Annotated in this window: 16 protein-coding genes; 5 read left to right on the forward strand and 11 right to left on the reverse strand. The window is 61.2% G+C overall.

The genetic code is table 11. The features are described from left to right. Nucleotides 1-122 precede the first annotated feature (122 nt). Entirely contained in the window at nucleotides 123-1,391 is a 1,269-nt protein-coding gene (locus AC0J1C_RS14125) for an MFS transporter (protein ID WP_473044417.1), read from the reverse strand. 178 nt (nucleotides 1,392-1,569) lie between these two features. Between AC0J1C_RS14125 and AC0J1C_RS14130 the strand changes: the two genes are divergently transcribed. From AC0J1C_RS14130 to ubiT, 3 genes are all read left to right on the forward strand, one after another. Beyond that, nucleotides 1,570-3,429 (forward strand): histidine kinase, encoded by a 1,860-nt coding sequence (locus tag AC0J1C_RS14130; RefSeq protein WP_473044418.1) that lies wholly within the window; start codon nucleotides 1,570-1,572, stop codon nucleotides 3,427-3,429. 17 nt (nucleotides 3,430-3,446) lie between these two features. Next, nucleotides 3,447-4,106: a two-component system response regulator NarL gene (gene narL, locus AC0J1C_RS14135; RefSeq protein ID WP_375193375.1), complete on the forward strand. Its 660-nt coding sequence runs from the start codon at nucleotides 3,447-3,449 to the stop codon at nucleotides 4,104-4,106. A gap of 68 nt (nucleotides 4,107-4,174) precedes the next feature. After that, nucleotides 4,175-4,651, forward strand: coding sequence for a ubiquinone anaerobic biosynthesis accessory factor UbiT (gene ubiT / locus AC0J1C_RS14140; RefSeq protein ID WP_473044419.1), 477 nt, complete (start codon nucleotides 4,175-4,177; stop codon nucleotides 4,649-4,651). A gap of 6 nt (nucleotides 4,652-4,657) precedes the next feature. Here the strand turns inward: ubiT and AC0J1C_RS14145 are convergent, their stop codons facing one another. The 5 genes from AC0J1C_RS14145 to ubiU form a co-directional block, all read right to left on the reverse strand. Further along, nucleotides 4,658-5,806: an NnrS family protein gene (locus AC0J1C_RS14145; RefSeq protein WP_473044420.1), complete on the reverse strand. Its 1,149-nt coding sequence runs from the start codon at nucleotides 5,804-5,806 to the stop codon at nucleotides 4,658-4,660. A gap of 315 nt (nucleotides 5,807-6,121) precedes the next feature. Then, complete coding sequence (locus AC0J1C_RS14150) at nucleotides 6,122-6,484, reverse strand: DUF488 domain-containing protein (RefSeq protein WP_473044421.1); 363 nt, start codon at nucleotides 6,482-6,484, stop codon at nucleotides 6,122-6,124. Nucleotides 6,485-6,518: 34 nt separating this feature from the next. After that, nucleotides 6,519-7,559, reverse strand: a complete 1,041-nt coding sequence (locus AC0J1C_RS14155; protein ID WP_473044422.1) for a sodium:calcium antiporter — start codon at nucleotides 7,557-7,559, stop codon at nucleotides 6,519-6,521. A 71-nt stretch (nucleotides 7,560-7,630) separates the two neighbouring features. After that, entirely contained in the window at nucleotides 7,631-8,524 is an 894-nt protein-coding gene (locus AC0J1C_RS14160; RefSeq protein WP_473044424.1) for a U32 family peptidase, read from the reverse strand. A gap of 13 nt (nucleotides 8,525-8,537) precedes the next feature. Further along, on the reverse strand, nucleotides 8,538-9,533 hold the full coding sequence (gene ubiU, locus AC0J1C_RS14165) for a ubiquinone anaerobic biosynthesis protein UbiU (RefSeq protein WP_473044425.1): 996 nt from the start codon (nucleotides 9,531-9,533) through the stop codon (nucleotides 8,538-8,540). Between the two features lie 285 nt (nucleotides 9,534-9,818). Here ubiU and AC0J1C_RS14170 point away from each other — a divergent pair, with 285 nt between their 5' ends. Next, nucleotides 9,819-11,846 carry a methyl-accepting chemotaxis protein gene (locus AC0J1C_RS14170; RefSeq protein ID WP_473044426.1) on the forward strand — a complete coding sequence of 676 codons (2,028 nt, stop codon included), beginning with the start codon at nucleotides 9,819-9,821 and terminating at the stop codon, nucleotides 11,844-11,846. Nucleotides 11,847-11,960: 114 nt separating this feature from the next. On the opposite strand, the gene hemN is transcribed toward AC0J1C_RS14170, so the two are convergent. Next, the gene (gene hemN, locus AC0J1C_RS14175) at nucleotides 11,961-13,379 is read right to left on the reverse strand and encodes an oxygen-independent coproporphyrinogen III oxidase (RefSeq protein ID WP_473044427.1); all 1,419 of its coding nucleotides are present in this window, start codon (nucleotides 13,377-13,379) and stop codon (nucleotides 11,961-11,963) included. A 349-nt stretch (nucleotides 13,380-13,728) separates the two neighbouring features. Between hemN and AC0J1C_RS14180 the strand changes: the two genes are divergently transcribed. Next, the gene (locus AC0J1C_RS14180) at nucleotides 13,729-15,261 is read left to right on the forward strand and encodes a cryptochrome/photolyase family protein (RefSeq protein ID WP_473044428.1); all 1,533 of its coding nucleotides are present in this window, start codon (nucleotides 13,729-13,731) and stop codon (nucleotides 15,259-15,261) included. Between the two features lie 24 nt (nucleotides 15,262-15,285). On the opposite strand, the gene AC0J1C_RS14185 is transcribed toward AC0J1C_RS14180, so the two are convergent. From AC0J1C_RS14185 to AC0J1C_RS14200, 4 genes are read right to left on the reverse strand one after another with little or no spacing between them, the layout of a single operon-like run. Continuing rightward, nucleotides 15,286-16,404 (reverse strand): ABC transporter ATP-binding protein, encoded by a 1,119-nt coding sequence (locus tag AC0J1C_RS14185; RefSeq protein WP_473044429.1) that lies wholly within the window; start codon nucleotides 16,402-16,404, stop codon nucleotides 15,286-15,288. Between the two features lie 18 nt (nucleotides 16,405-16,422). Continuing rightward, nucleotides 16,423-17,292 (reverse strand): carbohydrate ABC transporter permease, encoded by an 870-nt coding sequence (locus AC0J1C_RS14190; protein ID WP_375193365.1) that lies wholly within the window; start codon nucleotides 17,290-17,292, stop codon nucleotides 16,423-16,425. After that, nucleotides 17,285-18,211 (reverse strand): carbohydrate ABC transporter permease, encoded by a 927-nt coding sequence (locus AC0J1C_RS14195; protein ID WP_473044430.1) that lies wholly within the window; start codon nucleotides 18,209-18,211, stop codon nucleotides 17,285-17,287. Before AC0J1C_RS14195 ends, AC0J1C_RS14190 begins: the two co-directional genes overlap by 8 nt. 53 nt (nucleotides 18,212-18,264) lie before the next feature. After that, entirely contained in the window at nucleotides 18,265-19,524 is a 1,260-nt protein-coding gene (locus AC0J1C_RS14200; RefSeq protein ID WP_473044431.1) for an ABC transporter substrate-binding protein, read from the reverse strand. Between the last annotated feature and the right edge of the window lie 5 nt (nucleotides 19,525-19,529).

The raw sequence follows: 19,529 nt of genomic DNA on the forward strand, positions 1-19,529 counted from the left end.
AACCCATCAACCTGTTTGACGGATCGTTGCTTCGAATTGAGACCATTGTGTGTGAGCAAAACCGTAAAATCTGCGTGGTTACTACCTCATAACCCACCTCTACCACCCTGGTGGTAGAACACCTATACACCCGGGTGGAGTAGGCTCTGGCGTTCATGCCGCCGGCTTTCCCGTGCGAACAGGAACAGGCAGCTGACCAGCAGGAAGAACAGGATCATGAACACGGCACTGCGGATACCCAGCCAGTAGTTCACGCCGCTGAAGATCACGGGCAGCACGAACGCCACGGAGAAGGCGCTCACCAGCAGCAGACCGGCAACGAACGCTGCCACCGGGCGGTTCTCGATGATCACCAGCCGTTGCAGGCTACCCATGGTGCAACCCAGCGCCAGCCCAAGGAGCACCACAAACAGGCCCTCCAGCGGCAGAGGCAAGGCGAATTCCACCTGGATTGTCTGGTCCACCCCCTGGATGAACAGGGTCATGGGCGGGTAGGACAGCACGAACAGCGAGACCAGGCAGACCAGCAGCGCGCGGCTGACCACCCGGGCACTGCCGAACCGGTCTGCCAGATACCCCCCGGCCATCTGGGCCAGGGCACCGGGAACAACAAACCACTGGGCCAACCGGGCCCCGGCATCCACCGACAGCCCGAACTGTGCCGAGAGATAGTCAGGCAACCACAGAGCCAGGGCGAAGAAGCTGCCAGCCACCACGCCAAAATAGGCGCACAGTTGCCCGGCGCGTTTTCGTCGCATGCGCTGCAACAACACCCGCACCGAGGTTTCGGCGAGCGGGTCCGCCTCGGCATCTTCCGGTTCCGTGAGCAGCAACAGCAGGGCAATGATCAGCACCAGTACGATCAGATAGGCGAGCGGCACCCCGTGCCAGGAAAAGGCCTCGTGGAACAGAGGCACCAGATAGTAATTGAAGCCGGCGCCGGTCACACCGGCACCGAACACTCCGAGCACCAGCCCGAGCCGCTGCGATTCACAATGACCGGTCACGAACTGGAGCCCGGCGCTGTAAAAGCCCCCGGCCAGCCCCAACCCACCGGCGGCCAGCAGGTACCCGGAAAAAGTGTCGGTGGTAAGCAGGATCAGCATGCAGGCGGCAAGCCCGCCTAAGCAACCCAGCATCACCCGGCGGGCCCCGAACTTCTGGGCGGCCAGCCCCGACGGAATGGCGAGTGCAGCGCTCACGGCCATGGGCATGGCCAACAGCAAACCGAACTGGAGGTCACTCAGCCCCAGTTCCAGGCGCAAATGCACGCCGGCCACTGCAAACAGCGTCCAGCATCCGGCGGCAACCACAAAGCCGGCCAACGCCAGTGGCAGCACCACGGCCAGTGATGCCAGACGTTCATCCACGCGCTCCCGTTCGGATATCATGACCCCTGCTCATTCAAAAGCTTCTTTTCAGTTTCATCTTTTGATCCGGAAGGGGTCAAAGTTTATGATGGGTTACCAACCATCGGGGTAATTGACTATCCTCAAGGAGGTATCAGGGAAGTCGCCGGCGGGGCATAATCAATCCGCCGCCTACAGGCATTGACGCGTACGAGATCGAATGACACCCAGAAGCCCGCTTGTCCACCGAATTGCCATTGTCGTTGGCGCCGTTGTGTTGACCGCACTTGTCAGCATGGCGACCACGCTTGCGGTGTCGAAAAGTATTGAAGGTAACGCCACCGCCATCAACCTGGCAGGCGCCTTACGAATGGGGGCTTTCCAGCTCCTGTCCAGAACCGCAACACCGTCAGCGGAGCAGCCCGGGCAGGATGGCATTGCCACCATGCTGGACCAGTACCAGGAGCGGCTCACCGCGCCGGCCATCCAGGCAGCGGTTCCCCAGGGCAGGGATCATCCCCTCGCGCTCCAGTACCAGACCATTCTGAACGCCTGGAACACCGGTCTACGGCCGGCCCTGGAAGGACACGATCAGGGAGCCCCCATACGCGGGGAGATGCTGGCCGCCACCCGGGCCTACGTGGAAGATGTCGACCGGCTGGTGGGCATGCTGGAACAACGCACCGAAGCCCGAATCGATCTTCTGCACCTGATCCAGATTATCAGCCTGGTGTTTTCCATACTGATCATCGTGGCCCTGTTTATCGACCTGAGGAACCGGATTCTCCGGCCACTGCGCAAGCTGGTGGGCATTGCCACCGCCGTGGGCGAACAGGACTTTTCCCACAAGGCCAACCTGGCCGGCTCCGATGAACTGGCCCAGCTGGGCCAGGCGTTCGACCAGATGACCAGCGAGCTGGCCCTGACTTACTACGAGCTGGAAGAGCGGGCCCGGCTGAAAACCGAAGAACTCGAGAGAAGTCACGCGGCGCTGCAACTGCTGCACTCCGCAAGCCGCGAGCTGTTTGCCAACCACGACCTGTGCCATGGCGCCATTCCCATGCTGCAGGAACTGGAGCAGCTGCTGGGCATCGGCCCCATCCGTCTCTACCTCCATGACCGGGAGTCGGCGGAACCGATCGAGGCCATTACCACCGCCACCCGCGAACGGCCCTTCTATTGCCGGGATCACCACTGCAACGCCTGCCTGGTAACCCCGGAGGTGTATGACGAACTCCCGGTAGAGGATAACGACGGTCGTCGCCTGCTGCTGCCGATACGCACGCCAGGCCAGCTGCTGGGCACGCTGGAAGTCTGGTACCCGGTGGAGACCGGCCTGTCCGAAACCAATCGCCGGCTGCTGGAGACCCTCAGCGACCAGCTGGCCACGGCAATTTTCCTGGAACGGCAGATCACCGAGGAGCAGCAGCAGACCCTGGCCGAGGAGCGTACTGTGATCGCCCGTGAGCTGCACGATTCCCTGGCCCAGTCGCTGTCCTACCTCAAGATGCAGGTGGCCCGACTGCGACGCCTGAATATCGACGGCGAACAACAGGCCACCCATGAAGCCATACTGGACGAACTCAGTACCGGGCTGAACAGCGCCTACCGGCAGCTGCGGGAACTGCTGGCTACCTTCCGGCTGAAGCTGGACACGCCGGACCTGTACAGCGCCCTGCAGAAAACCATCGCGGAATTTTCCGAGCGCCTGGGTAAACCGGTGGAGCTCAACTACAACCTGCCGCCCCAGACCCTCTCCCCTAATGAGGAGATCCATACCCTGCAGATCGTCCGGGAAGGGCTGGCCAATGCGGTGAAACACGCGGACGCCAGCAACATCTGCGTGGACGTGCTGTTCGAGTCGCCCCAGGTGCGGGTCAGCATCCGGGACAATGGCAAGGGCCTGCCCGGGGGTGATCAGCCCATGAACCACTACGGCCTGATCATCATGCAGGATCGCGCCCGAACCCTGGGCGGCCAGGTGAAGGTGCGCAACCGCGAGGAAGGTGGCGTTGAAGTGGTGCTGTCCTTTGTACCCAAAACCCGAAATCTTATTGCACTGGAATCGTCCAGCGCCTGACAACAAGAGAGAGCCCGATGTCTGAATCCCCCGCAACCATACTGCTGATTGACGACCACCCGCTGCTGCGCCAGGGCATCAAGCAGCTCATCGACATGGAAGAGGATATGGTCGTGGCCGGCGAAGCCAGCAATGCCGCCGATGGCATTCGACTGGCCACAGAACTGGAGCCGGACCTGATCCTGATGGATCTGAACATGCCAGAGATGGATGGTATCGAGGCGCTGCGGAAGCTCCGCGAACAGAACATCAGCTCCCGGATTGTGATGTTCACCGTATCGGATCAGGAAGACGACGTGGTTGCCGCCCTTCGCGCCGGCGCCGACGGCTACCTGCTCAAAGACATGGAACCCGAGGACATGATCACCCAGCTGCACCAGGCCGCCGTTGGCAAAATGGTGATCAGCGACCGGCTGACCACGCTGCTGGCCCAGGCCCTGCGTTCCAACAAGCCCCAGCAGACCTCGCGCCCGGATTACGACAGTCTGACCCCACGGGAAAAAGACATCCTGCGACTGATCGCCGAAGGACTGTCGAACAAGATGATCGGTCGCAAGCTGGACATCAGCGACGGCACGGTCAAAGTACACGTGAAACACCTGCTAAAGAAGCTGAACCTGCGCTCCCGGGTGGAGGTGGCCGTGTGGGCCGTGGAGGAGGGCCTCCACAAAGGCTGAGTTTTATCAAATCGCAACGGCGGGCTTTGCTTTACCCTGTGCAGGTTTTTAACCGCACGGAGTAAAGCATGGCCTTATCCCTGCCCCTGGTTGGCTCCATTGAATCCCCTCTGACAAGCCAGACACTTACCGTTATCCGGGAGTACCTACCCTCCCCCGCGCCACTGATTGCTGCTATCGATCAACGAATTCCGATGCCGGTCAAACAACTTGTGGCAGAGGCACCACTGAATCGCCTGTTCGCCCGGGCAATCAGAGACGGAGAATTCGATGAGTTCGCGGGCCGGCGCATCCGACTGGAGGTTGACAGCGGACAACCGGGCATCACCCTTGGCTTCTGGGCCGGTCGCCTGCGTGTGGTTGATGGCCCCGGGGAGGCCACCATCCGCGGTTCACTGGCCGCCTTTAAAACCCTGGCAGAGCGACGACAGGACCCCGATCAGCTGTTCTTCCAGCGCCGCCTGATCATTGAGGGCGATACCGAGCTCGGATTGGCATTGAAAAACCTGCTGGATAGCCTGGAGTGGCAGGTTTTCAGGACTTGATACGACTCAGGCTGGCCGCCCGCGCGACCTTGAGCGGGCTGGCGAAGGTTCCAGGCGCAGGAGAAATCCCAGCAGGAGCAGGAACGCCAGGCTCCAGCAGGCAGCGGCTACCAGGTAAGGCCCCATACCCATCTGAAGACTGCCTGCCAAGAGCCTTGTGAAAGCGGCAAGGCTGATCATGGCAACCGCGAGGTAGAGAACAAACGGCATACGTAATGTCTTGCGGCTGCGCTGTGTGTGCGTACGGGCCATGACCGTAAGGGTGAGCGTGCCCAGAGCCCCAATGGTAAGGCCGTGCAATGCCGTGCCCAGGGGAAGCAGCGCCATCAACAAAGCGGCTGCAATCGACAGCCACCCGACCACCAGCCAGAGGTATCCGGCCATTAACGCAATCAGGTCGGGCCGATCTAGGCAGTACCTGGCTGGCCAACGCAGAAGGCGCACTAGGGTTGCCACTGCTGCCAGCACCAACAGGATGCCAACCAGGGGCCTTAACGCTTCCCATGGCAACAGGTTGAGAACCACCGCACCCCCCATCAAAACCAGGACGGCCCCCTCAAGCCCGGGCTGTACACGGGCCTCCAGTTCCCGGCCCTGCTTGTTCAGATGACCAGCCACCCCCGGTGCCAGCATGCGCCCACCCATAAAAAACATCAGAGTGCTCAGAAGGAGTATGGCTTCCAGCAGCAGCCCGTAAAGAGGACCGGATTTGCCTGCCATATACAGCGCCTGGAACAGGGAGCCGGCGATACAGAGGCCGAGAATCAGCGGCGCTACCGCCTTGTTCCGCCATTTCTTGGCGGAACGGGAAAAACGGGGTACCACCCGCCAGGCCAGAGCCACCAGAAAACCAATGTTTGCAATACCCGCAAACAGGCTCCCCGGCCAGCCCAGAAACGCCACTCGGCCCACCAGCCAGAGAGCCAGCATCAGGCCGATCCAGCGCCTGGGCTGCGGGCCCAGCATATAGCCCGCAACAACCGCCATGGCGAACCCATACAGCATTTCGTGGGCGTGCCCTAACGAGCCTGCCAGGCCCGGTGGCGCAATCACCAGACCGAAATGAGCAGAAACAGACCAAGGTAAAGCAATGGCGGAAAAGGCTGCTGCCACCGGAAAAAAGTAAAGGTAGGCGAAAGGCCGTTGGCCGGGCACGAACAAGGCGAAAATCCTTATCCTCTAGCTCCCACCGCACACATCAGTGGGCTGTGACGACGAACGCGTGCGCTTAATCTTGTCTTGTTCCCGCTTGAGGCGGTTGGCCCGGCTCTCCTGACCAACAAGATCCAGCCATCTCAGGTGCTGTGCCCAGAGCTCATCTTTTATATGCGCAGGCTTGTTACAGGTCATTACGGCCTCCCGATGCATCGAGAAAGTGAAAAAACCACTTGGTAAGAATAAAGATTTATTTTAAATAAATCTTATAGGAGTCGAGGGCGATGTGCAATGAACTGTCAAGGAACTGAGGACTCAGATCTGGTTCTTCAGAAGATAATCCCGAAGCGCCACGGCGTTATTGTGCTCGGTATCTTTGGCGGCAAACACCAGCGTTATGCGCTTGTGCTCATCGAGGATCCGGGCGAGTGTCGCAAGATCCTCGGCGGCCTCATCGGATTTGAGCTCTTTCAGGTAGCGGTCACAGAACTCCGGCCATTTCTGCGGATCATGTCCGAACCATTTGCGCAGCTCGGTGGACGGTGCAAGCCCCTTCAGCCAGTGGTCGATGTCGGCATCGTCTTTTGACACACCCCGGGGCCAGATGCGGTCTACCAGCACCCGAGGTCCATCGGAGCGGGCGGGTGCTTCGTAGGCGCGTTTCAGTCGGATGTCCATGGTCCTGTCACCTCCTTGCCGTGGACCCGGATTCTCACGAACCGGGTGGGAAATTCACCAGCAGATTGACTACATTGAACGATTCAAGGGCAATCCACGCCACAAAGCCGCCGTAGAGCAAAAGCAGACTCCAGGATTCGGTTCGGCTCACGATCATGTGCGTGCGCATCATCAGGAACAGGATCAGCGTGGCCAGGGTCAGCACCGCCATCATGGGCGCGGCCACGGAATAGTTGATCACTGCGGTGCCGGCGATCAACACGCCTATCGGAATACAGCAGAGCAGGTCGAAGATGTTACTGCCAAGGACGTTGGCCGTGCTTGTAATGCCCTTTCCCTTGCGAGCGGCTCGCACCGAAACGAAGGCGTCCGGGATTGAGGTACCGGCAGCCACCACGGTGATGCCCCAGAGGAAACTGGGCGTACCGAGAATATCGCCGAAATTGACCGCCGCGCGAACCAGCCCTTCAACACCGACGAGAATCAGCACCAGTCCCACCGCCAGTTTACCCCACTCCCTGGCCGGCTGAATGTGGGAGACATCCTCGTTGGACTGATAGTCCATGGTGTCCTGGTACTGGACAAACACGTAGACCACATAGAGCACCAGGGGCAGGAATGCCAGCCCGCGGGTGAGCTCACCCTGTAACTGGCCCCCGGTTGATTCAACGGGGTTGTAGATAACGGCGAAGGAAAACGTCAGCAGCAGGGTGGCCACCGCAATCATGTAGAACTGCGCTTCCTTATAGACAAGGTCGCGGTTGGTTGCCAACTGTTCCCGGGCAACCAGGCCACTCAGGGCGGGGATGACCATGATGTTGAACAGTGCGGAACCGACAATGGCTGCGACGCCCAGTTCGAATTCACCATGAACAAGAGTGGAGACGACCACCGTTGCCAGCTCGGGAAAGCTTGAACCGATGGCCACCACAATGGCGCCCTGCACGATCTCCGGCAAACGGTAATACAGGGCCAGACGTTCACTGGCGGCCTCAAGGAGACCACTTCCCTTCCAGACGACAGCGGTACCAACCGCAGCAACCGCCACCCAGATCAGCAACTCGAGAATAAGCACCCCTTCTGTGGTGAAACGTTGGTAACGGAAGTGTTGCGGGCACCCTGCATTTTTTCAACCTCGGGGTGCCACTACTCCATCACCTGTGCCATACCAGGCTGACCGTACCAGTAGCCATTGCAGGGCGGTGCCTCCACCAGTTGCAGCGGATCGACGGTTGGCATCTCCCCGCGGCGCACCTGATCAAATCGGTGAACCACCTCTTCCATACCCTGGTGCTCGGGGCTGAGCCGCACCGTTGAGACGCCCATGTCCGCCATCAGTGGCAGTTGCCGCATCAGGTCGTAGCGCGCGCCAGACAGCGTGGAAATGCCGTTGATCCGGAACAGTTCCTGCGACTCCCGGGAACGCAGCTCCAGGCCGTCCGGGTGCTCGATGCAGCGGAACTGGCAGTTGTCCTTGGGCAGGTTGTAGTGTCGGGCTGTAAAGCAACGGGACGACCAGGCCAGGGGCAGGAAGCCCCACGCAAACACTTCCGCCGGCAGGGCGAGGCCCTCGCGCTCAAGTCCCTGCAGAAGGTGGCCCAAGGTTTCCCGGCCCAGCTCCACTGGCAGGCTCCAGCCCTGCAGACCCTGCCTGGCCAGTAGCTTCAGGGTGGCAACGTTGTAGATATTCATGGACGGACCGGTGACAAACGGCAAGCCGTTGCGGATGGCCACCTGCACAGCGCTCTGGTCGTTGGCTTCCACCATGAACTCGCCCTGCTCGCAGAACCGGCGAAGCCGGCGCAGGTCGGCATCGGATTCAATCAGTGTGAGCGTGGAGAGCACAACGTTCTTTCCGCAGGCCTTGAGATCCCGGGCCAGGCCCAGCCAGTCATCGGGTTTCAGCTCCCGGCGCCGGGAGCACACCACCTCGCCCAGGTACACGGTATCCACCGGCCATTCGGCGGCACGGGCGTAGAACTCGAAAACCGTCTGTCGGGACCAGAACCACAGGATCGGCCCCAGGGACAGGTTCAACATCAGACAATACCCCCTATTTCCATTTTCGGTGGTAGGCACCGAGGGTGGTCAGACCGCCCTCGGACAAGCCCGCCAGGGATTTCTGCCACTGAGGCTCCACCGTAAAGTGATCGGCACCCGCGGCCAGGTTGTCCAGGGCATGGCGCCAGGTACGTGCCACCTCAGCAATGTAGGCAGGGCTGCGTTGCCGGCCCTCAATCTTCACTGCGCGAATGCCCAGGGCCGCAAGCTCCGGCAACAGGTCCAGGGTGTTCAGGCTCACCGGCTCCTCAATGGCGTGATAAACACTGCCCTCCACTTCAAAACGGCCCTTGCAGAGAGTCGGGTAGCCCGCCGACTCACCGGGACCGTAGCGGTCTATGAGGACGTCGTTCAGCCGGGATTCCAGACCCTGCGGGGTTTCCTGCCAGCGCACCGCCTTGGCCGGCGAGCAGGCGCCACGGGTATTGGGGGACTCGTCGGTAAGATAGGAGGACAGATAACAGCGCCCTTCCGCCATGATGCACAGGCTGCCGAAGGCAAAGACTTCCAGCTCGACGGGACTGCGCGCGGCAACTCCGCGAACCTGGTCCAGCGACAATACCCGCGGCAGAACCGCCCGGCGAATATCGAAATTGTCCTTGTAGAAGGAAAGCGCCTCGTGGCTGGTGGCGGAGCCCTGTACCGACAGGTGACGGGGGATGTGGGGGTAGCGGTTGGCGGCGTAGTCGAGCAGTCCCATATCCGCCAGGATGATGGCGTCCACCCCGAGGCCGGCGGCGCGGTCCACCGCACCCTTCCAATGCGCCCAGCCGTCTGGCTGGGGGTAGGTGTTGATCGCACAGAACACCCTGACGCCCCGCAGCCGGGCATACTCGATACCCTCGGCCGCTCGCTGTTCATTGAAGTTCAGGCCGGCAAACTGGCGGGCGTTGGTGCTGTCCCTGAAACCGAAATACACCGCGTTGGCACCATTATCCACCGCGGTTTTCAGTGCCGGCAGGCTGCCGGCCGGGCACACAAGTTCCATGATTGTCTCCGCTGCTGGGTCTGGGCGCACCCTACCCACGGCAGCATCGTATCGCCTTGATGATTGTCAGCACGGCTACGGGACGACACCGCCTACCCCGATGGAGATACCCTCCCGGCAATTTTCGACCTTCTGTTTTCTTTATAAATATCAATCAGATAACAAACACTTACCCAGTCTCACCGAGAGACACCTACCCCATCAAGTACCCACTCACGACGATGGTCCGGGGGCAGGTTGAGTCGGGATAATTGCCCCAATTTCCAATCCGAGAAAGGCAACACGATGAAACTGATCAACAACCTCTCCATGCGGGGCAAACTGATGACCCTGGTGGTGCCGGCATTGCTGGTAATCCTGTATTTCGCCCTGGACAGCATCGCACTGAACTACAGCGAGCGTGAGAACATGCAGCAGCTGCGTGCCGCCGTGGAACTGGCCGAAATTGGTGACCCGCTCACAGAATCGCTGCAGAAAGAACGGGGCCGCTCTGCTGTCCTGCTGGCCGCAAGGCCGGACAGCGAAGGCGCACTGCTGGCAGGGCGCGATCTGGCCAGCCAGCGCCAGGAAACCGACAGCCGGATCAGCGTCTATCGCCAGAGCATCCAGGCACTCACGGCGAGATCCGAATTCGATGCCACGGTTGCTGAAAGCATCCAGTCCGTCGAACGGAGCCTGGCGAGCCTTGCCCAGATCCGACGTTCCATCGACGGTCGGGCAATCACCGCGTTCGAGGCTGCGTCTTATTACACCGGCACGATCACATCGCTGACTGACCGCATTGGCCTGATTGTTCGCCGCACCAGCGATGCCGACCTGACCCGGCAGATCAACGCCTACCGGGCCATGGCGGAACTCGCGGAAAGGGCAGGCCGTGAGCGCGCAGCTGGCGCCGCGCTGATTCGCAGTGGCGAGTTTGATCTGCCCACGCTCCAGCGAATTGCCGGCCTGGCCGGACAGCAACAGGCCTACCTGGACAACGCCCTGGCGATGCTGGCCTCGAACGACAGTCACAGGATCGCACTGACGGCCATGCCCGGCTCCGCCGAAAGCCGTGCCCTCGATGAGCAGCGGGGCACTTTGTTCAGCAGCCCCTCCGGCATGTACGCCCTGGATGCTTCCGACTGGTTCGCTACCGCTACCGACCGCATCCGCGCTCTCAATACCCTGCGCCAGGACTTGCTGACCGAAATAAAGCAATTGGCCGACATCGCCGTGGCCGACGCCCGCCAGGATCTGATCACCGCCTCTGCGATAGCGGGCGCCGCGATCCTGGGCGTGCTGACCCTCGTTCTGATTATCATCCGGGCCATCAATCTTCAGGTCGGTCGGCTGCTTGATGGCGTGCGCTTCGCCATGGACAACAAAGACCTGACCCGCAATATCCACGTTGCCAGTCGCGACGAGGTGGGCACCATCGGCAAGGCCATCAACGAGCTGTTCGGGCGTTTCGGCAATGCCCTGCTGCAGATCGACAAGTCCAGCGTCCAGCTGGCGGCCGCGACCGAACAGACCAGCTCCACCGCCGGACAGAATTCCAGCCAGGTGAAGAACCAGCAGCAACAGATTGAACAGGTGGCCGCGGCCACCGAGGAAATGTCCGCCACCTCCGAGGAAATTTCCCGCAACACCCAGCAGGTGGCTGACGCTGCTCGCAGCGCCATGGACAAGAGCCGGAGTGGTGAACAGGTCCTGCACGGCAGCGTACAGAGCATCCGTTCACTGGCGCGTTCCGTTCAGAAGGTGAACGAGGTGATCGAAGAGCTGGAAAGCCGGAGCGCCACCATCAGCGATGTGGTGGATGTGATCCGCAAGGTGGCCGACCAGACCAACCTGCTGGCCCTGAACGCTGCCATTGAAGCTGCCCGTGCCGGCGAGCATGGTCGCGGCTTTGCAGTGGTGGCCGACGAAGTGCGCACCCTGGCCCAGCAGACTCACCAGTCCACGACGCAGATCGAAGACATCATCAACGGGTTCAAGGACATTACCGAAAACGCCAGTCGCTCCATCCTGGAGAGCCACAAGCTGGCGAACGCCACCAGCGAGCAAGCCTCCGAGTTGGAACAGACCTTTGCGGACATCCTCACCGATGTGAACAGCATTTCCGACATGGCCAGCCAGATTGCGACCGCCTCGGAAGAGCAGGTGGCGGTAACCCGGGAACTGGCCGGCAGCATGGAGTCGGTAAGCGAAGCGGCAATCCTGACCCTGACCGGTTCCCAGGAAATCACCCAGGTGACTGGAGAGCAGGCCCGGCTGGCCCGAGTGCTTCAGGATCTGGCCAACGAGTTCAAGGTGCCCGCCTACGGCTGATACCTGCTGCAGGCAAAAGGGCTGTCCGGAAGCGGGCGGCCCTTTTTCTTGCGCCCGATACCAAAAAGGGCCGGATGACCAGAGTCATACGGCCCTTGGGCGTTTCCCCCCAGATCAGATAATCCGGGAGAACCTCTGGCTGGCACCTTCCTTACGATACAGGTCGAAGATCTGGCAGATGGCCCGGATCAGCAACCGGCCGGCAGGCTGAACCTGGAGTGCCTGGCCATCATCAGCGATCAATTCATCCTGAACCATGGGCTTGAGGCGCCCGAGCTCATCGGCGAAGTATCGGTCCAGATCTTCCTGCCACACCGCAGAGAACCGCTGGCGATCCAGCCGGAACTGGCAGATCAGCTGGCCGATCACCCAGCGGCGGATGCGGTCATCGCGCGTGAGGTTCACACCCTTGGTGATGGCCAGTTGGCCGGCATCAATGGCCGTTTCCCAGGAGGGAAGGTCGTGGTTGTTCTGGAAGTAGGCGTCGTCGGTCTGCCCTATCGCGGACACGCCCAGGGACACCAGGTCACACTCGGAGTGGGTGGTATAACCCTGGAAGTTCCTGTGCAGTCGACCTTCCCGCTGGGCCACGGCCAGGCTGTCGTCAGGCTTGGCGAAGTGGTCCATGCCGATGTACTCGTAGCCGGCTTCCAGCAACCGGTTGATGGTGTTGTGCAGGATCGTCAGCTTCTGCTGCGGGCTGGGCAGGGTGTCGGCCTGAATGCGGGTTTGCGGGTAGAAGCGGTCTGGCAGATGGGCGTAGCTGAACACGGAAAGCCGGTCCGGCGACATCTCGATCACCGCCTCCAGAGTCTCCGCGAAGCTTTCCGGGGTCTGGTACGGCAGGCCGTAGATGAGATCGAGGTTGATCGACCGGAAACCGATACGGCGCGCCTCGTTGAGTACCGCCTCGGTCATGGCCCGGGGCTGGATGCGGTTCACCGCCTTTTGTACCTGCGGGTTGACGTCCTGAACGCCCAGGCTGATGCGGTTAAAGCCCAGTTCCCAGAGGGTTGGCAGGGTGTCCTGATCCACCTCGCGCGGATCAATCTCCACGCTGTAGTCTCGCTCTGCCCCGCTTTGCAGGTTGAACAGCTCTCCGTAGCCTTCCATCAGGTGCTGCATAACATCCCTGGGCAGGAAGGTGGGCGTGCCACCGCCCCAGTGCAGCTGGGTGACCGGCCGGTCGGCGCCGAACAACTTTGACTGAAGCGCCGCTTCTTTCAGCACCCGCTCCACGTAAGGCATGGCCTTGTCGCGCTTTTTGGTGATCACCTTGTTGCAGGCGCAGTAGTAGCACAGGTGCGCGCAGAACGGCAGGTGAGTATAAAGCGACAGGGGCCGGCCGCTGGCCTTGCTGCGGGCGGCGGCCTTGACCATTTCTTCCACCGGGTAGTTCTGGTTGAACTCGACTGCGGTGGGATAGGAGGTATACCTGGGGCCACTGAGGTCGTAGCGGCGGATCAGGGCGTCGTCCCACTGGAATTCAGGCAGTGTGGCTGTTCGGGGCTGGGGTGCGGCGGTGGCGGTCATGGTCGGTGCTCTGGCGTCTATCGGCGGTCTTGGGGATTGGTCCGCATTGTGCAGCAACGGGTGCGGTGCCGTTTTGATGCGGGTCAGCTGAGTGATGGTTTCAGTTTACCAGCGGGGTTTATGAACCGCCCTTGGGCTGTTGGCGTACTTCCTGTACCTCTTAATGAGGAGCTCTGGTGACTGGCGCCCGGTATGCAGAGGGGGTGCCCTGCCAGAATACGCTGTAGATACGTCCCTGTACGCTCGGCTCCGCCATCCATGGCTCCGCACGATTCTGTCAGGGCACCCCCTCTGCATACCTCACATCATCGCTGGCCTGCCATCAGAAAATTGGAGTGAAGCGTCCACTATGCCGAACGTGATCCTGATTCTCGGAGACCAATTAACGAGAAACATCAGTGCCCTCGATAGCGCCGACAGGGATCGGGATCTGGTGGTGATGGCCGAAGTTCAAGATGAGGCCAGCTACACCAATCACCACAAGAAAAAGATCGTGCTGCTGTTCAGTGCCATGCGTCACTTTGCCCGGCAACTGGAGAGCGATGGCTGGCAGGTGCATTACCAGGCCTATCATCCGGAAAACGAACACCAGAGTCTGGAGGCGGTGGTTGGCGAGCAGTTGAAGCGAACAAACGTGGAGAAGGTCATTACCACCGAGTGCGGTGAATGGCGGCTGCATGAGCAGATCAGTGGCTGGCATGAGCGGCTTGGGGTGCCGGTGGAGATTCGGCCAGATTCACGGTTTATTGCCACAAAACAGGAATTTACCGACTGGGCCGAGGGGCGCAAGCAACTGCGGATGGAGTTCTTCTACCGGGAGATGCGGCGCAAGACGGGCCTACTGATGACGGGCGCCGGCGGGCCGGAGGGCGGGCAGTGGAATTTTGATGCCGACAACCGCAAGAAGTGGACCGGCAAGCCGCCGGCACCGGCGCCCTTCCGGGTGGAGCCGGACGCCATCACCGGCGAGGTGATTGCCCTGGTGGACGAGCATTTTGCCGATCACTTCGGTACCACCGAGGACTTTCACTTTGCCGTAACGCCCGGGGATGCCGAGGCGGCGCTGGAACATTTCATCGACTTTGCCCTGCCCTGCTTTGGCGATTACCAGGATGCGATTTCCGATTCCGAAGACTGGCTGTTCCACTCGATTCTGTCGCCCTACATCAACTGCGGCCTTCTGGATCCGCTCGCGGTGTGCGAGGCGGCGGCGCAGGCCTGGTATTCGGGGCGGGCGCCGATCAATGCGGTGGAGGGGTTTATCCGTCAGATCCTGGGCTGGCGCGAATTCGTGCGGGGGATTTACTGGATGAACATGCCGCACTATGCGCAGGAAAACCGGCTCGGCAACAATCGCGCCCTGCCCTGGTTCTACTGGACCGGCGAGACGAAGATGCGCTGCATGCACAAGGCCATCGATGCCACCCGCCGCAACGCCTATGCGCATCACATCCAGCGGCTGATGGTCACCGGCAACTTTGCCCTGCTGGCGGGCATCAAACCCGAGGAGATCTGCGACTGGTACCTGGCGGTCTACGCCGATGCCTACGACTGGGTGGAGCTGCCCAACGTTCTGGGCATGGTGATGCACGCCGATGGCGGCTACCTGGGTTCGAAACCCTACGCCGCCAGCGGCAAGTACATCCAGCGCATGTCCGACCACTGCGCCAACTGTCATTACAAGGTGAACAAGGCCACCGAGGACGACGCCTGTCCGTTCAATGCCCTGTACTGGCACTTCATCGACCGGCACCGGGACGACTTCGCGAACAATCCCCGCATGGGGATGATGTACCGGAACTGGGACAAGCAGAAGCCGGACAAGCGAGAGGCGCTGCTCCGGCGCGCCGAGCACCTGCTGGCGAACCTGGAGCAGCTCTGACGCCCTGGGATGGCGCCGATGGTGTCAGTGAGGGGCGATCCGCTTTTCCGTCTCCGGATCGAAGAACACCACTTTCTTCATGTCGAACATCAGCTCGGCGGTTTCGCCCCACGTAACCGGATGCTCGGGGTCAATCCGGCAGTGCACGTTGGTGTCGTTGAGCTGGATCAGCGCGATCACGTCCGGGCCGGTGGGTTCGGTCACCTCGATGGTGAACTCCCCCTTGGTGACCAGGCTCTGATCGTTCTTCTGATCCTGGGGCTGGGTGATGTGTTCCGGGCGAATGCCCAGAATCACCTGGCCTCCCACCCGGTCGGCCAGGTAATCCGGTACCGGCAACCTCAGTGTGTTGCCGTTGTTGCCGCGCACTTCCGCGTACAACCCCTGTTCGCCCCGGGCTACGGTCACTGGCACAAAACTCATGGCCGGTGACCCCATGAAGCCGGCCACAAAGAGGTTGGCCGGGGTGTTGTAGACCTCTTTCGGCGTGCCCAGCTGCTGCAGCTCGCCGTCCTTGAGTACGGCAATCCGGTCGGCCAGGGTCATGGCCTCGATCTGGTCGTGGGTCACGTACACGATGGTGGTTTTAAGGCGCTGGTGCAGCTTCTTGATCTCCGTGCGCATTTCCACCCGAAGCTTGGCGTCGAGGTTCGACAGCGGTTCATCAAACAGGTAGATGCGCGGCCGGCGAGCCAGGGCCCGGCCCATGGCCACCCGCTGCTGCTGACCGCCGGACAGGTTCGCCGGCTTTTTGTTGAGCAGCTGGGAGATCTGCAACAGATCCGCCACCCGCTCCACTTCCTGGTCAATCTCGTGCTTGGGAAGCCCACGGATCTTGAGACCGAAGGCGATGTTCTCGCGCACGCTCATGGTGGGGTACAGGGCGTAGGACTGGAACACCATGGCGATGTCACGGTCCTTCGGCTCCATGGTGGAGATGTCCTTGCCCTCCAGCACAATAGATCCGTCGGTAATGGTTTCCAGGCCGGCGATGGTGTTCATCAGGGTGGACTTGCCACAGCCGGATGGGCCCACCAGGATCAGGAATTCCCCGGAGGCGATGTCGATGTCGATGCCCTTGAGGGTCTCCTCGGCAACGCCCGGGTAGGTTTTGCGGATGCTCCGAAGCTCCAGTTGAGACATTGTTGTTATCCTCTCTGATCAACCTTTCACGGAGCCGGCGGTGAGGCCCCGGATAAAATATTTGCCGGCGACGATGTAGACCACCAGCGTGGGCAGGGCGGCAATCATGGCCGCCGCCATGTCAACGTTGTATTCCTTCACCCCGGTGCTGGTATTCACCAGGTTGTTCAGGGCCACGGTGATGGGCTGGCTGTCGCCGCTGGCGAACACCACGCCAAACAGGAAGTCGTTCCAGATCTGGGTGAACTGCCAGATCAGGGACACCATGAAAATGGGCGTGGACATGGGCAGCAGGATGCGGAAGAAGATAGTGAAGAAACCGGCGCCATCCAGCCTCGCCGCCTTGATCAGCGCATCGGGAATGGCCACGTAGTAGTTTCTGAAGAACAACGTGGTAAAGGCCACCCCGTAGATCACATGCACCAGCACCAGGCCGGTGGTGGTGTTGGCGAGCCCGAGCTTGCCCAGTGTGGCGGCCATGGGCAGCAACACCACCTGGAAGGGCACGAAGCAGCCGAACAGCAGCATGCCGAAAAACAGGTCGGAGCCCTTGAACTTCCACTTCGACAGCACGTAACCGTTGAAGGCCCCCAGCAAGGTGGAGATCAACACGGCCGGCACGGTCATCTTGAAGGAGTTCCAGAAATAGCCGCGGATGCCCTCGCACTGAACGCCGGTGCAGGCCTCGGACCAGGCCTTGGTCCAGCCGATGGTGGTCCAGTCCGTGGGCAGGGCCATCAGGTTGCCGGTACGGATGTCCATCGGGGTTTTGAAGCTGGTCACCAGCATGATGAACAGCGGAATCAGGTACACCAGCGCAGCCAGCAGCAGAACGCCGTAAATGGCTACGCGACTGGGACGAAAGCCGGTACGAACCACATCAGTCATGGCGCTTCTCCCTCAGTTCGGAATACAGGTAAGGCACCAGAAGCGCCAGAATCGCCCCCAGCATCAGCATGGCGCTGGCCGAGCCCAGTCCCATCTGGCCCCGCGTGAAGGTGTGGGCATACATGAACACCGCGGGTAGATCGGTGGAGTAGCCCGGACCACCGGCGGTCATCGCCATTACCAGGTCGAAGCTCTTGATGGCAATGTGGGCGAGCACCATCACCGCACTGAAAAACACCGGCCGCAGGGAGGGCAGGATGATTTTCCAGTAGATCAGCGGCAGACTGGCACCATCCACCCGGGCCGCCCGGATGATGGAGGAATCGACGCCACGAAGCCCCGCAAGAAACAGCGCCATGACAAAACCGGAGGCCTGCCAGACCGCGGCCATCACAATGGTGTAGATGGCCATGTCGGAGTTCACCAGCCAGTCGAAGCTGAACGAGGTCCAGCCCCAGTCGTGCATGAGTTTTTCCAGGCCGAGGCTCGGGTTGAGAATCCACTTCCAGACGGTGCCGGTGACAATCATCGACAGTGCCATGGGGTACAGATAGATGGTGCGGATGGCGCCTTCCTGGCGGATTTTCTGGTCCAGGAAAATGGCCAGTACCACGCCAATCACCAGACAACTGAGAATGAACAGGCCGCCAAAGATCCCCAGGTTGGCGGAGGCCGTCAGCCAGCGGTCGTTGGCCATCAGCTTGGCGTATTGCTCAAAGCCGACAAAGTCGTACACCGGCAGAAAGCTGGAGCTGGTGAACGACAGCACGCCGGTCCAGAGCATGTAGCCGTAGATGCCAACCCCGATCAGTACGAAGGTGGGTGCCACCACCAGCTTCGGCAGCCAGCGCTGCAGGGCATCAAGCAGGCGCGACGGCGCCCGGGCCACCCGGCCGGGGTAACGTTGAGTGTGTTCCATGATGAGTCTCCCGAAGGGATCGGGGGCCACCCTGGCCGGGCAGCCCCACCGGATCAGAGTGCCGCCTGAATGGCTGCCGCCAGCTGGTCGGTGGCCCTGGCCGGATCCTTGTTATCGGAGTTCACGAAGTTGGTCACCACATCGAAGATCTGGCCCTGCACGTAGCTGGTGGTCGCCAGCCCGTGGGCAAAACTGGGTACCAGTCCGCCGGTGTCGGCACTGCTCTTGAAGGTGTCCATGGACGCCTGCGCGCAGGTGTCGAAGCCAGACATATCCATATCGGTACGCACCGGAATGGAGCCCTTGGCCTTGTTGAACACCGTCTGGAACTCGGGCTCCAGGATGGTGCGGGCCAGGTCTTTCTGGGCCTCGGTGTTGGCCTCGTCACTCAGGCTGAACATGGCAAAGGAATCCACGTTGAACGTGAACTCTCCGGTGGTGCCTGGCGCCGGTGCGCAGATGTAGTCCTCACCCGGGGTCAGGCCCGCAGCGGTGAACTCGCCCTTGGCCCAGTCGCCCATGATCTGCATGGCCGCCTCGCCCCGGATCACCATGCCAGTGGAGGTATTCCAGTCGCGCCCGGCGGCGTTGTCGTCCACGTAGCTCATCACTTTGGCAAATTCGGAGAACACCTCCTCCATCTTCGCGCTGTTGATCACCTCCATGTCATGCTCCACGAAGGCGCGGGCAAAGTCCTCGGGACCCATAACCGCGAGGGCCACCGCTTCGAATACCGTGGCGTCCTGCCAGGGCTGGCCACCGTGGGCCAGAGGAATCACACCTGCGGCTTCGAGTTTTTCGGCGGCAGCGTGGAACTCATCGAGGGTGGTCGGCACTTTCACGCCCGCCTTCTCCAGCACATCCGGATTGGCCCAGAGCCAGTTCACCCGATGCACGTTCACCGGCACCGCCACGTAGTTGCCCTCGTACTTCATGACATCGGCAATCACCGGTGGAATCAGCTGGTTCCAGTTATTGGCTTCGGCCACATCATCCAGGCTGGTGAGAAAGCCGAGCTTGGCCCATTCGCGGATGTCCAGCCCCTTGATCTGCGCGGCCGCCGGCGGGTTGCCGGAAACCGCCCGGGTCTTGAGCACGGTCATGGCCGCTTCACCGCCACCACCGGCCACCGCGAAGTCTTTCCAGGTGTGGCCCTGCTCTTCCATCATCTCCTTCAATGCGGCGGCGGCGCGAGCTTCACCACCGGCTGTCCACCAGTGCAGCACTTCCACTTCACCGGCCTGGAGCGCCTGGGCCGGCAGCAGGGCCGCCGTTACCGCGGCGGCAGCTAGGGTTTTCTTGAACAGTTTCATGGTCA

The sequence above is a fragment of the Marinobacter sp. E2 genome (assembly GCF_055755345.1).

Excerpts from the sequence above, each read along its gene's own strand:
- AC0J1C_RS14190 (WP_375193365.1), bottom strand. The coding sequence starts at position 17,292 with ATGACTGATGTGGTTCGTACCGGCTTTCGTCCCAGTCGCGTAGCCATT.
- AC0J1C_RS14130 (WP_473044418.1), top strand. The coding sequence starts at position 1,570 with ATGACACCCAGAAGCCCGCTTGTCCACCGAATTGCCATTGTCGTTGGC.
- AC0J1C_RS14150 (WP_473044421.1), bottom strand. The coding sequence starts at position 6,484 with ATGGACATCCGACTGAAACGCGCCTACGAAGCACCCGCCCGCTCCGAT.
- hemN (WP_473044427.1), bottom strand. The coding sequence starts at position 13,379 with ATGACCGCCACCGCCGCACCCCAGCCCCGAACAGCCACACTGCCTGAA.
- AC0J1C_RS14125 (WP_473044417.1), bottom strand. The coding sequence starts at position 1,391 with ATGATATCCGAACGGGAGCGCGTGGATGAACGTCTGGCATCACTGGCC.
- AC0J1C_RS14195 (WP_473044430.1), bottom strand. The coding sequence starts at position 18,211 with ATGGAACACACTCAACGTTACCCCGGCCGGGTGGCCCGGGCGCCGTCG.
- AC0J1C_RS14200 (WP_473044431.1), bottom strand. The coding sequence starts at position 19,524 with ATGAAACTGTTCAAGAAAACCCTAGCTGCCGCCGCGGTAACGGCGGCC.
- AC0J1C_RS14180 (WP_473044428.1), top strand. The coding sequence starts at position 13,729 with ATGCCGAACGTGATCCTGATTCTCGGAGACCAATTAACGAGAAACATC.
- AC0J1C_RS14185 (WP_473044429.1), bottom strand. The coding sequence starts at position 16,404 with ATGTCTCAACTGGAGCTTCGGAGCATCCGCAAAACCTACCCGGGCGTT.
- AC0J1C_RS14160 (WP_473044424.1), bottom strand. The coding sequence starts at position 8,524 with ATGTTGAACCTGTCCCTGGGGCCGATCCTGTGGTTCTGGTCCCGACAG.
- ubiT (WP_473044419.1), top strand. The coding sequence starts at position 4,175 with ATGGCCTTATCCCTGCCCCTGGTTGGCTCCATTGAATCCCCTCTGACA.
- AC0J1C_RS14170 (WP_473044426.1), top strand. The coding sequence starts at position 9,819 with ATGAAACTGATCAACAACCTCTCCATGCGGGGCAAACTGATGACCCTG.
- narL (WP_375193375.1), top strand. The coding sequence starts at position 3,447 with ATGTCTGAATCCCCCGCAACCATACTGCTGATTGACGACCACCCGCTG.
- ubiU (WP_473044425.1), bottom strand. The coding sequence starts at position 9,533 with ATGGAACTTGTGTGCCCGGCCGGCAGCCTGCCGGCACTGAAAACCGCG.